Below are 12,916 nucleotides of genomic sequence, written 5' to 3' on the forward strand. Positions count from 1 at the left end.
GACCAATATAACGCAAACAACAGCCCAGTGGTTCAAAGGAACTAAGCGCCCCCACCCGGCTTTCCGAACGGATCGACGGCAACATCTGGTTTCCATGCGTCACCCCTATTTCAGTCTCGCCATCAATATCGTGGTCGGCCTGGTCATCATGTACTTCGTGATGTTCGTCATGATCGACGGCGTCATGGACTTTTACAACAACATCAATATGAGCTACATGGCCATCATGATGGCCGCGCCCATGGGCCCGCTCATGCTGCTGACCATGCAGCGCATGTATCCGCGCCGGCTGATCAATTTGACCCTGCACGCCCTGTTCGCCATCGCCTTCGTCGCCGCTTTCATCGCCATTCGCTGGCAGGTCGGCGTTGGCGACCAGCAATTCATCCGCTCGATGATCCCCCACCATTCCGGCGCCATCCTGATGTGCCGCGAGGCCAGCCTGACCGATGCCGAACTGGAGGCCCTCTGCGGCACCATCACGGCCGGCCAGCGTCGCGAGATCGAGCAGATGCGCACCATCCTCGACCGCCTCGACGCAACCGCCCCCTGAGCGACCGGGTGGCGAAACCCCTCAGATCACCAAGACCAGCCAGACCAGCGCCATCACCCACACCATCACATCACCTTGCTGATTTCCAGCAGGCCGGGCCGCTCCGCATTGGCCGCGGTGATCGCCGCCTCCCCGCCCAGCACCACCACGTGACCCTTGCTGCGCACGGCATCCACGGCGTCCGCCAGCGCCTTGAAATCGGTGGGTGAGGTGCCCAGCACCTCGTCGCGCCGCTGCTGCCGGATCGCCTCCGTGGTGCCGGTCAGCTGCCGCCACATCGAGGAATATCCCTTGGCGTCGGGGAACTCGTAGCCGTCCATGTCCCCGATCACCCCGATGATCGAGCGCGTCAGGTCGCCGTCGCCGATCCCGGCATTGAGCGCCTTGGCCGCCCCATCATAAGCATCCAGGGTCTTGAGCAGGTTAGGATCGCGATATGACAAGAACGAAAAATTACCCGAGGTCAGGTCGAACCGGCTCGAGCCGCCGTAGGCCCCACCCTGTACCCGCACTTTGTCCCACAAGTAAGTGGTGTTGAGGAATTTGAGCGCCACGCTCGACGCCGCCGTCAGCTCGAACCCCAATGCCTTGAGATTGCCCCCCTTGCCCACATAATTGACCTGCGCCGGAATGATCAGCCCTTCCGAGCGCGGCGTCAGCGCCACCGCCCAATCGGCCAGCTCATGCTGCCCATCGGGCAAACGCTCGAGAAATGCCGCCACTGTTCCTCGCGCCTGGCGCCAGATCGTCGCATCCGCCGTTACATTGACCACCGCCCGCCCGCGCCGGAACAGCGTATCGCGAATGGCTTCCAGCGCCGCCTGCACGCTGGGCCAATCGCTGTCGATCCGTTCCACCAGCGCGCGCACGAACTGCAGATAGCTGATGCCGCCCATCTGCTCGGCGACCCAGCTGGCCTCGGTCAGGCCCGATTTTAGGCGTGTATCCACGATCGAATTGCCCGAGGGCACCAGCCGCGCTTCGAACCCGGCTTTTTCCTCCAGTGCCATCTGCCGAAAGCGCTCGCGATGGTCCAGCCGCGCATCGAGCAGCACATCGCCCATGATCGCCAGCATGTCCTCGACCCGGTCCGGCACCGCCTTGCCCGAAAGGAAAAACCACGCCGCGCTGGCGCTCTCGTTCTGCCGCGCCGAAATCCCGCGATGCTGGGCCACCCCGCCCGTCAACCGCCCGATGCGCTGGGTCAGCGACACGAAGTCCTCGCGCGAGGTGCCCGTCTGCAGCAGCGCCCGACCGAACAATGGTAGGTACGGCAACAGGCTCTTGTCGAGCACATGCAGGTCAAATCCGATATCGAAATACAGGATCCCCAGCGTCGGCAGGTCATGATAGAACAGCCTGGCCTGTGCCAGCGTGCCGATGTCGATGGGCACCGTGCGGATCTGGCGCTCCAGATCGCCCAGCGTCAGGCTTGGAATCTTGGCCAATTGGGCCGGATCGTCCACCGCCTCCTGCAAGGCCTTGAGCTTTTCGGTGTCCGCGATCGTCGCCTTGATCGCCTCGACATCGAGTTGCTCGCGCACCTGCGCCAGCCGCGCCTGCTCCGCCGCGACCTCGCGCGCCCCCTGCGTTTCGTCGGCGCTCAGCGCCACCGTGGTGCGATGCGTATTGTCCAGGAACAACCGCCGGATTTCACGCTCGAAATGCCCCTGCGCTGCCTTTTGCTTGAGCGCTGCCAACGCCGTTTCAAAGGCCAGCGGCGCCAGCGGATCGCCACCATGCAGCCAGGTGCCCATGGCCGAAAACATCATCGAAATGCCGCGGGGGAACGAGCCGGTATTATTCTCGCGCAACGAGAATTCAAACGTGTTGAGCGCCGCTTCCACCGTCTGCTTGTCGATGCCGGTCGCGGCGATCTCGCCCAGGCTCGACAGGATCAATGCCTCGACCTTGCCCGCATCGGCCGGATCGATCCCCTTCATGCCAAAGCTTGCCATCGGCTGGCGCATGCCCGAACCGATGCCGCCCCCGGTCATGCCCTCGCCCAATCCAGAATCGGTCAGCGCCTTGCGCAGGGGCGCCGCAGGATTGCCGGCCAGCATATAGCTCAGCAGGCCATGCGAAAGTGCCTCGGTCCGGTCCGCCGGCGGATCGATCATCCAGTTGAGGCTGACCATGCCGTCGCGCGCCTTGCCATCCTGTCTGGTGCCTGCATAGGTGGCCACGATCTGGCGCGGTTCGTTGAACCGGCCCTGCAACTGCACCTCGGCATCCACCGGCGCCTGCTCGAACTCGGAAAAATATGCATCCAGGATCCGCAAGCGCTCCTCGGCATTGTCGTCACCCGAAAAAAACGCTCGCGCATTGGACGGATGATAGAATTTCTCGTGGAACCGCTTGAACTGACGGTAGCTCAAGTCCGGGATTGCCTTGGGGTCGCCGCCCGATGACTGCCCATAGGTGATGTCTGGATACAGCGAGCGCTGCGAAATATCGCGCATCACGCTGTCGGGTGAGGAGAACACCCCCTTCATCTCGTTGAACACCACGCCCTTGTAGACCAAGGGCGCCGCTGCATCCTCCAGTTCGTAATGCCAGCCTTCCTGGCGAAACGTGTCCTGGCTGATCAGCGGAAAAAACACCGCGTCCAGATACACATCCACCAGATTGTAGAAATCCTGCAAATTCTGGCTGGCCACCGGATAGGCCGTCTTGTCGGGAAACGTCATCGCATTGAGAAACGTGTTCAGCGATCCCTTGATCAGCTCCACGAACGGCTTCTTGACCGGATACTTGCGCGATCCGCACAGCACCGAATGCTCAAGAATATGTGCCACCCCCGTCGAATCCTCCGGTGGCGTCTTGAAGGTGATCCCGAACACCTTGTTCTCGTCGTCATTGACCAGGCTCAACACCTCCGCCCCGGTCTTCTTGTGCCGATACAGCCGCGCCTGCGACTTCACCTCCGCGATATGTTCGTCGCGAATGAGGTCGAAGGCTTCGGAATAGGACATGGGGATACTCAAGGAGGGGTCGTTGTTGCAGACAACGTAGGGATGCCGGACTGGATGCGCTAGAGGGACGACATGACGAAGCCGTCAGGTTCGGCTTCAGCACAACCGTCAGGGTGAGGGGTTCGGCGCCCACCCATGACCAGAGACCGTCATACGCCTAAGACCCCTCCGCCCTGCGGGCACCCTCTTCCTCATGGGGAAAGGGCTAACACACTCAAACGCTGCCCCGAATCGTTGGCTTGACCTCCCGCTCATACCACTCGGCCATCTGCCCCATCAGCGCCGGAAACAGCGATCCCCGTTCGCTCGCCGCGACATTATCCGCGATCTGCTCGGGCTTGCTCACCCCCGCGATCACGCTCGACACCTGCGGATGATCCAGCACCCAGCGCAGCGCCACCTGGGCCAGCGGCACGTTCTGGGGCGCCAGCCCCTTCAATTCCTGCACCAGTTCCACGCCGCGCTCGAAGGGAATGCCCGAAAACGTCTCCCCCACCGAGAACGCCGCCCCGTCCTGGTTGTAGTTGCGGTGGTCGCTCGGATCGAACTGCGTGTTCTTGTCGTATTTTCCGCTGAGCAATCCGCTCGCCAGCGGTAGCCGCACGATAATGCCCACATTCTGCTCCCCCGCCTGGGGCAGCAACTCCTTGGCCGCGTCCTGGCGCAGGATGTTGAAGATGATCTGCAGGCTCGCCACCCCGTCATGCTCCAGGCACATCAGGGCCTCCTCGACCGTCTCGACGCTGGCCCCATAATAGGCCACCAGCCCCTCGGCCTGCAGCTCGTCCATCCAGTCGAATATCTTGCCGTCGCGCATCACCGCGGTGGGCACGCAATGCAATTGCGCCAGATCCAGCTTGCTCACCCCCAGCCGCCGCGCCGAACCCACAAGGCTCTCGCGCAACCCGTCCTTGGTATACTTGTCGGGAAACAGCGCGCTCGACCGCCCCAGCTTGGTCGCCACCTTCACATCCGCGCCCTTGGCATGCCCGCCGATCCGGCTCTCGCTCAGCCCACCGCCATAGACGTCCGCCGTATCCCAGAAATTGACACCCTGCGCATTGGCCGCATCGAGAATCTTGCTGGCGGTCTCGTCCCCCACCGGCCCGAAATCCCCACCCAACTGCCACGTCCCCAGCCCGATCTCCGAAACCGAATACCCCGTCTTGCCAAGTGTGCGCTGTTTCATATCTGGTGTCCTCAATGCTCGACGGCCCGCTATGGAACGAGCTGATTACTTCGTCTATATTGTGCACGAAGGAGAGCCCTATGTCCTACGGCGAAACGGTCAATTTGGAATTTCTTGGCCGCCAGCAGACCCAACTGCTCGACGAAATCCGCGCACTGCGTCAGGAAAGTCGCGATATTCGCAAGTCTTTCGTCGGAGTCTCGGAGCATTTCTCGCGGCAGGAACGCCGCCTGGGCGATTTTCGGGAAGATCTTGAATCTATTGTCAAGGTCGAGTTGGGTGGCGCCATGGCCAACCTCGAAACCCGATTGGAAAATTACATCGAGCATCGGCTGGACGAACACACGCAGCGCTTCGAGGCCGCGTCCGCCGGTCTGGACCGAAAGCTGGATTCTGTTTTAGCCCTGCTCGCCAGTCCGACGCGCTAGTCACCGGACCGTCATCAGCACCGCCGATCAAGCCACCGCTTCAAAATAATCCGGATGATCCGCGATCGTTTGGGTCAGCAGCACCTCCGCCCGCGCCAGGTGCGCCCGCATCGCTGCCTCGGCGCCCGCTGAATCCCCTGCCCCCACCGCCGCCGCGATCGAGCGATGCTCGGCAATGGCGATCTGGCTCGATGACACCCCCAGCGTCAAGAACCGCACCCGGTCGAGCTGCATCTTGTGATCGTCGATCAACTGCCAAGCATATTCCACCCCGGCCAGCCGGGCCAGCGTGCGATGAAACAGCTCGTCCAGGGTGTGAAATGCCAAGCTGTCGTCGGCCGTCGATGCGGCTTCCTGCTCCTCGATCAGCTCTGCCAGCACCGCTGCGGCGTCGCCCGGCCGCGCCGCCACCCGGCGAATGATCTCGACCTCGATCGATTCGCGGATGAACCGCGATTGCCGCACCCCGTCTGGGGAAATCTTCTTGACCACGGTGGCGCGCTTCGGCCGGATCAACAGCAGTCCCTGCTGCGCCAGGCGGATAAACGCCTCGCGCACCGGCTGGCGCGACACGCCATAGCGGCCCGCGATATCGCTTTCCGAAATCACGTCGCCGGGTTTCAGCGTCATCGTCACGATTTCGTCGCGCAGTGCCCCCACCACGCGCAGCGCCATGGTCTCCTCGCTTACCTCGAGTACGCCCGCCATGTTCCCCCCGCCTGCGCCAAACCGCCAAACCGTGTTAGCGGACATCGCCTCCCAGCTCGATTCCGGCTGCCGCCAGCATCTGGTCGATGCAAATGCGCTTGCCGCCTTCAGCGATCGACTGGTTGGCCGCAATCCCGGTCAGGATCGACCAGGCGCCCGCCACATGGTCCGAGGCGCGACCATACCGGTCCGGCTCCATGCTCGCCGGATCGAAGATATAGCCCAGCATGATCGGGTCCGCCCCGCCATGGCTGCCGGTACCCTCCCAAACTTTGAGCTTTTCGGGCAATCCACCGGCCAGATGCAGCTCGGTGGTGAAGTTCTCATGCTCGGAGCGCTCGCGATTGCCCCCCGCGAACACGCCATGCACCTCGATATGCTTGTGCGTCAACTCGCCCTTGGTACCGTGGAATTTCACCTCCAGCCCCTCCCAGGGACTATAGGCCACCAGCGTATAATTCAGCGACGTGCCCGAGGCATATTGCGCCTGTACCTGCATGGTGTCTTCGATCGTGATGTCCTCGGCAAACACGCATTTGTCGCGGATATAGCCGTCATCGTCCTCGGCCTGCAGGTAAAGCGCGTTGAGCGCCTCGTCCCCCGCCAGGTCCATGCGGAAATCGCATTTATGCGCCACCGGGCAATCGTGGCAGCGCGGCCCATGCCCCTCAAGCCCCAGCTTCACCGCCATTTCGGGCGTGTAGAAATCGCGCTTGCCCGTCGCCGAAACGCTTCGGGGGGTCGAGCCCACCCACCAGTTCAGCAAATCGAAATGATGGGTGGATTTATGCACCAAGAGCCCGCCCGAGCGGTCCTTGTAGCGGTGCCAGCGTCGAAAATAGTCGGCCCCGTGCACCCGGTCGAGATACCAGCGGAAATCCACCGCCGTGATCTCCCCGATCACCCCGCTCATCAGCAGGTCCTTGAGTTGCGTGCGCGCCGGCGAATAGCGGTAATTGAACGTCACCGTGATCGATTTGCCGGTCTCGCGCTGCGCATCCAGAATTGCTTTCAGCCGGCCGATATCGATGGTCATCGGCTTTTCGGTCATCACGTTGCGCCCGGCCCGCAGCGCTTCCACGATATATTTGTCGTGCAGGTAATCGGGCGTGGTAATGATCACCGTATCGGGCTGCTGCTCGGCGATCATCTTCTCGAAATCGGCCGCCAGGTAGGTCGCTATGCCATTGCCGCCGGGGTCCGGCACTTGGCTCGCCGACAGTGCCAGCCGGTGCTGGTTGACATCGCACAGGGCGACCAGTTCATTGTTTTCGGCGTGGGTTTCGGCAACCGCTTCGCGATACATTTGGTGACGGCCGCCAGTGCCGACGATAGCATATTTCATGAATTTGGATCTTGCTGCTGCTGGCGCCGAGTGTCGGCGGCATCTTCCATACAAGATCGGCGATCCTGATAAGCGTGTCAATTCCATTGTGCCACGTTCTCGCGGTTCGAGGGTCGGCTTCGCCTCCCGCCTCCATGAGGACTGATCTACTACGCTCATCCAGTAGCCCTCATGGTGAGGTGCGAGCCTTTCGCGAGCCTCGAACCACGAGGGCGTGCCACCAGCTGTGGGTTTTCCCACACAAAATCGCCACACCCACCCGCGCGATGCTATGCACAACCTTCAAATTGCCGTGCGTTGAGTCTCCCCTGCGAGACAATTGCCTCAGTGTCTCAGGAGAGATATGAACGTCGCCATCGACATGGGAGCCACCACCGGCCAGGCCCACGCCATGCTCGATCTCGAGGAGCTGTTGGCCACGCGCCTGCTCGTCCAGGGCAATTCGGGCTCCGGCAAATCCCATCTGCTGCGCCGCCTGCTCGAGCAAAGCGCCCCTTGGGTGCAGCAGGCCATCATCGATCCCGAAGGCGATTTCGTCACCCTGGCCGATAAATTCAGCCACGTCGTCGTCGATGCCGGCCGTACCGAGGCCGAACTCACCCGCATTGCCGGCCGTGTCCGCCAGCATCGCGTCTCCGTCGTGCTCAATCTCGAAGGCCTCGATGTCGAGCAGCAGATGCGCGCCGCCGCGGCCTTCCTCGGCGGCATGTTCGATGCCGATCGCGACCACTGGTACCCCGTTCTCGTCGTTGTCGACGAGGCTCAGCTCTTTGCCCCGGCCGTGGCCGGTGAGGTCAGCGACGAAGCCCGCAAGCTGTCCCTTGGCGCCATGACCAACCTGATGTGCCGCGGCCGCAAACGGGGCCTTGCCGGCGTCATCGCTACCCAGCGCCTGGCCAAACTGGCGAAAAACGTCGCCGCCGAGGCCAGCAACTTCTTGATGGGCCGCACCTTCCTCGATATCGACATGGCCCGCGCTGCCGATCTCCTCGGCATGGAAAAGCGCCAGGCCGAACAATTCCGCGACCTCGCCCGCGGCCATTTCATCGCCCTGGGCCCCGCCCTCAGCCGCCGGCCCCTGCCGATCACCATCGGAGACGTGGAAACCTGCGCCCGCTCCACCAGCCCCAAGCTGACCCCGCTGCCCGAAACGATCGCCGACGCGCACGAGCTGGTCTTTACCCCCGCGCCCGAGGAAGCCCGCGCCCCGATCCGCCGCCCACCGCCGCCGGCGCCGACTCCAACGGCCGATATCCTGGCCCAGCTCTCCCGCCCCAAGCCCGATGCCGTGCCCGGCCCGCAGACCCTGTTCCCTGAAATCGACCAGGCCGAGCGCGACGATCAGATCGATGCGATCATGGCCGAACTTCTGGGCGATCCCGACGCCGCCTTCCGCAGCATTGCCGTGCTGTACCAGGATTTCCTGGTCCGCTGCCGCATCCGCCGTGTCCCCGGCGAGGCCCCCGCTTTGCCCGCCTTCAAGCGCAAGCTCGCCGTGGCCCGCGTCGGCCTCGATCGCGCCACCGCCGGCAGCGCCGCCTGGCAACAGGCGCTCGCTCTCTCCGAAACCCTGGCCGACGACATCCAGGGCGTCTTCCTCGTCCTCGCCCAGGCCGCCGTCACCGCCGCCCCCTGCCCGTCCGACCTGACCATCGCCCGCCTTTACGGCACCCACTCCGCCAGCCGCGCCCGGCGCCTGCTCACCTATTTCGAGGAACGTGGCCTCCTCGTCATCCGCCTCGACTTCCGCAACAACCGCGTCGTCGCCTTCCCTGACCTCGGCTGCGAAACCGGCCCCGGCGATCCGGCAGGCCCGGACACCATGGTCGAAGAGCGCCCTGCGGCCGAGTAGTGCCACGCCCTCGTGGTTCGAGGGTCGGCTTTGCCTCCCACCTCACCATGAGGGCTAGTGATAGCTCCGCGATTTTCCAGTAGCCCTCATGGTGAGGTGCGAGCCCTTGGCGAGCCTCGAACCACGAGGGCCGCCCTACCCCCTCACCGCCGCCCGAACCACAAACCGTGCCGTCGCCCCCGGCCCCAGTACCTCCGCATACGGCCGCTGCGCCAGGTCGTCCGACCCCCCAACTTCCGCCGCCGTCCCATGCCAGGGCTCGATACAGATGAACGGCGCCCCCGGCTTGCTCCACAGCGCCAGGTTCGGCAAATTCTCCCAATCCAGCTTGATCGACGGCCCGCCCGGGCACCCATACGTTAGCCCCGCGCCCGCCCCTTGCGGAAACAGCATCGCATCCGCCTCGAACAGATCGTGCTCCAGCACCAGCTTGCCTGCTCGGAACGGCGATGCCAGTTCCCTGGGCACCACCAGCCCCTGCTCCAGCCGGATCAGCGCCGGCTCCGCCCCATTGTCCAACCTCACCTCGTGGATATCAGTCGTCGCTCCCGACAGCGGCCACACGAAAGCGGGATGAAACCCGATCCCGAACGGCATCACCTTCTGGTCGCGATTGGTGACCTCCGCCGTCACCGTCACCGCCGTGCCCTCCACCGCATGCGTCACCGCCAGCAAGAAGTCGAACGGATAGACCTCCCGGCTCGCCTCCGTCGCCATCAGCTCGAACCGGCATGATGTGGCGCTCGCCGCGACCAGCTCGAAATCGCTGCGCCGCGCAAACCCGTGCTGGCTCATGGGATAGCTCTTGCCATCCAGGCTGATCGTGTCGTTCGGCGCCTTGCCCACCATCGGAAACAGGATCGGCGACCGCCCGCCCCAATATGTCCCATCCCCATGCCACAGCCACTGCGCCCCATCTGCGGTGGTGATCGCCTGCATTTCCGCGCCAAGCGGGGAAACCTCGACGCTAAGCTGCTCATTTCCGATACGGGTGTTCATGGCCGCTCCAGGTCTGTGTTCACCCATAGCTAACCCCACCCCGAGCCTCCCTCAAGGGAAAGCCAAGATTCTTGCCAAAATGCCCCAGTCGACACCTCCCCCTGTCAGGGGGAGGATCAAGGTGGGGGTCTCCCGGCCCCGATATCGCGGCTCTCTCACCCCACCCTCACCCTGACAGCGGCAGCAGCCGCCCTGCGCCCCGGGCACCATCAAGCCAAGCCATAGCCGATCGCCCCCTTGAGCGGACGGCCAGGCTGGGAGTAAGTCTGCGCAACCTCGGAGCCTGCATGCCCCCGCCGCCCCTCCCCATCGACTACGCCCTCCCCGAGCTCCTTGCCGCCCTCGCGCAATCCCCCTACGCCGTTCTCGTCGCCCCGCCCGGCGCCGGCAAGACCACCCGCGTTCCCCTCGCTTTGCTCGACGCCCCCTGGCGCCATGATCACCGCATCGTCATGCTCGAACCGCGCCGCCTCGCCGCCCGCGCCGCTGCCCATCGCATGGCGCAAACCCTCGGCGAAGACATCGGCCAGACCGTCGGCTACCGCGTGCGCATGGATGCCAGGATTTCCGCCAGAACCCGCATCGAAGTCGTCACCGAAGGCGTCTTCACCCGCATGATCCTCGACGATCCCGAACTCACCGGCATTGCCGCCGTGCTCTTCGACGAGTTCCACGAACGCAGCCTTGACGGCGATGTCGGCCTCGCGCTCACCCTCGACGCCGCCGCCCTCCGTCCCGATCTGCGCGTCCTCGTCATGTCCGCCACCATCGATGGTGCTCGCGTCGCCAAACTGCTCGCCGACGCCCCCGTCATCACCAGCGAAGGCCGCGCCTTTCCAGTCGACACCATCTACGCCGAGCCGGACCCCCTCGCCCGTATCGAAGACCAGGTCGCCGCCGCCATTCTCGCCGCCTTGCGCGAGCACGCTGGCTCCGCCCTCGTCTTCCTGCCCGGCCAGGGCGAAATCACCCGCACCGCCGACCGCTTGGCCGCAAAAATCCCCGCCGATACCGACATCGCTCCGCTCTACGGCCAGCTCACCACCGTCGAGCAGGACCGTGCCATCCGCCCCGCCGAGCCCGGCCGCCGCAAGATCGTGCTCGCCACTGCGATCGCCGAAACCTCGCTGACCATCGATGGCATCCGCATCGTCATCGATGCCGGTTTCCGCCGCATTCCCGCATATGAACCGGCGACCGGCCTGACCACGCTGCAGACCCATCGCGTCTCCCGCGCCGCTGCCGACCAGCGCCGCGGCCGCGCCGGCCGCACCGCTCCAGGCGTTTGCATCCGCCTCTGGAACGAAGGCCAGACCGCCGGCCTCGAGCCCTTCGACACCCCCGAAATCCTCGCGGCAGACCTGGCCGGCTTTGCCTTGGACCTGGCCGCCTGGGGCGTTACCGATCCCACCAAACTGCCCTTCCTCGACCCGCCACCCCGCCCCGCCTGGACCGAAGCCGTCGCCCTGCTGCAATCGCTTGAGGCGCTCGACGCCCAAGGCCTTCTGACGTTAGCCGGCAAGGCTCTCGCCCGCCTGCCGCTGCATCCGCGCCTGGCCCACATGGTCGTTGCCGCCGCCGCCGAGGACGATGCGCAAACCGCCGCCGACCTCGCCGTCCTCATCGGCGAACGCGGCCTGGGCGGCGACAGCACCGACCTTGCCGCCCGCCTCGCCCGCTTCCGCACCGACCGCAGCCCGCGTGCCAATGATGCCCGCGCCCTGTCCCGCCGTTGGGCCAAGCTGGCCGGCGGCGGCTCCGATGGCGATCTTGGTCCCGGCCATCACCTCGCCCGCGCCTATCCCGATCGCATTGCCCAGGCCGCCGGCGCGCGCGGCCGCTTCCGCCTCGCCAATGGCCGCCAGGCCAGTCTCGATGCGACCGACGCCCTCGCCGCCGCGCCCTTCCTCGTCGTGACCGACATCACCGGCGCCGCCGCCACCGGCCGCATTCGCGCCGCCACGGCGATCGATCGCGCCGCCATCGAGGCGCTGTTTGCCCGCCGGATCGCCGACGAAACCAGCCTGGTCTTCGATCAGCCCTCCGCCAGCGTCCGCGCCCGAAAAATCCGTCGCCTCGGCGCCCTGCGTCTCGCTGAGGAGCCCGTCACCGTCGAAGACCTCCCCGCTGCCGCTGCCCTGCTCGCCACCGCCGCCGCAAAAAACGGCATCGACACCCTCCCCTGGTCCCGCGACCAGCGGGCCCTGCGCGCCCGCGCCACCTTCCTCGCCGCCACCATTGACGATGACTGGCCCGATCTCAGCGCGCAGGCCCTGGCGCCCGGCGTAGCCGAATGGCTAGCGCCGGCCTTATTTGGGCTCACCAAACTGAGTGAAATCACCGGCGAGCAATTGCGCACCGCGCTCGATCTGCTGCTGCCCTATCCGCGCCGCCAGGATATCGAGGCCCTGCTGCCCAGCCACTTCACCGCCCCCACCGGCAATGCGGTCCCCATCGACTATTCAGCCGAAGGCGGACCGGCGATCGAGATTCGGGTCCAAGAACTGTTCGGGCTGACGCGCCACCCCACCATCGCCAATGGCCGCATCCGGCTGCTTCTGGTGCTGCTCTCTCCCGCCCATCGCCCGATCCAGACCACGCGCGACCTGCCCGGCTTCTGGAGCGGCTCCTGGGCCGACGTCGCCAAGGACCTCAAAGGCCGCTACCCCCGCCACCCCTGGCCCGACGATCCAGCTAAGGCTGCTCCAACCGCAAGGGCAAAGCCGCGCGACACCTAAATCCTGCCACGCCCTCGTGGTTCGAGGGTCGCTGCGCTCCACCTCACTATGAGGACTACTGGGAACTCGATCATCAGTAGCCCTCATGGTGAGGTGCGAGTTCTTCACGAGCCTCGAACCACGAGGGCG

General features: G+C 64.9%; 9 protein-coding genes. 4 read left to right on the forward strand and 5 right to left on the reverse strand.

Going from position 1 to position 12,916, the window contains the following annotated elements; all coding sequences use genetic code 11:
• The first annotated feature begins 94 nt into the window (after positions 1 to 94).
• Positions 95 to 553 (forward strand): DUF305 domain-containing protein, encoded by a 459-nt coding sequence (locus tag ACFE8X_RS17340; RefSeq protein ID WP_375452752.1) that lies wholly within the window; start codon positions 95 to 97, stop codon positions 551 to 553.
• 65 nt (positions 554 to 618) lie between these two features.
• Here ACFE8X_RS17340 and ACFE8X_RS17345 read toward each other — a convergent pair whose 3' ends face one another.
• Both ACFE8X_RS17345 and ACFE8X_RS17350 read right to left on the reverse strand, forming a co-directional pair.
• Positions 619 to 3,528, reverse strand: a complete 2,910-nt coding sequence (locus ACFE8X_RS17345; RefSeq protein ID WP_375452753.1) for an insulinase family protein — start codon at positions 3,526 to 3,528, stop codon at positions 619 to 621.
• A gap of 214 nt (positions 3,529 to 3,742) precedes the next feature.
• Entirely contained in the window at positions 3,743 to 4,717 is a 975-nt protein-coding gene (locus ACFE8X_RS17350) for an aldo/keto reductase (RefSeq protein ID WP_375452754.1), read from the reverse strand.
• 80 nt (positions 4,718 to 4,797) lie between these two features.
• On the opposite strand from ACFE8X_RS17350, the gene ACFE8X_RS17355 reads away from it, so the two are divergent.
• Positions 4,798 to 5,145 carry a hypothetical protein gene (locus ACFE8X_RS17355; protein WP_375452755.1) on the forward strand — a complete coding sequence of 116 codons (348 nt, stop codon included), beginning with the start codon at positions 4,798 to 4,800 and terminating at the stop codon, positions 5,143 to 5,145.
• Between the two features lie 27 nt (positions 5,146 to 5,172).
• Here the strand turns inward: ACFE8X_RS17355 and ACFE8X_RS17360 are convergent, their stop codons facing one another.
• On the reverse strand, positions 5,173 to 5,853 hold the full coding sequence (locus ACFE8X_RS17360) for a GntR family transcriptional regulator (protein WP_375452756.1): 681 nt from the start codon (positions 5,851 to 5,853) through the stop codon (positions 5,173 to 5,175).
• Between the two features lie 34 nt (positions 5,854 to 5,887).
• Positions 5,888 to 7,198, reverse strand: a complete 1,311-nt coding sequence (locus ACFE8X_RS17365) for a Gfo/Idh/MocA family protein (protein ID WP_375452757.1) — start codon at positions 7,196 to 7,198, stop codon at positions 5,888 to 5,890.
• Positions 7,199 to 7,541: 343 nt separating this feature from the next.
• On the opposite strand from ACFE8X_RS17365, the gene ACFE8X_RS17370 reads away from it, so the two are divergent.
• Positions 7,542 to 9,050 carry a helicase HerA domain-containing protein gene (locus ACFE8X_RS17370; RefSeq protein WP_375452758.1) on the forward strand — a complete coding sequence of 503 codons (1,509 nt, stop codon included), beginning with the start codon at positions 7,542 to 7,544 and terminating at the stop codon, positions 9,048 to 9,050.
• Positions 9,051 to 9,185: 135 nt separating this feature from the next.
• Here ACFE8X_RS17370 and ACFE8X_RS17375 read toward each other — a convergent pair whose 3' ends face one another.
• Positions 9,186 to 10,049 carry an aldose 1-epimerase family protein gene (locus tag ACFE8X_RS17375; protein ID WP_375452759.1) on the reverse strand — a complete coding sequence of 288 codons (864 nt, stop codon included), beginning with the start codon at positions 10,047 to 10,049 and terminating at the stop codon, positions 9,186 to 9,188.
• Positions 10,050 to 10,336: 287 nt separating this feature from the next.
• On the opposite strand from ACFE8X_RS17375, the gene hrpB reads away from it, so the two are divergent.
• A complete protein-coding gene (hrpB, locus tag ACFE8X_RS17380; RefSeq protein ID WP_375452760.1) occupies positions 10,337 to 12,787 on the forward strand; it encodes an ATP-dependent helicase HrpB in 2,451 nt (816 codons plus the stop codon).
• Positions 12,788 to 12,916 lie beyond the last annotated feature (129 nt).

Origin of the sequence: uncultured Devosia sp., from assembly GCF_964244875.1 — a bacterium.
Classification (GTDB): domain Bacteria; phylum Pseudomonadota; class Alphaproteobacteria; order Rhizobiales; family Devosiaceae; genus Devosia.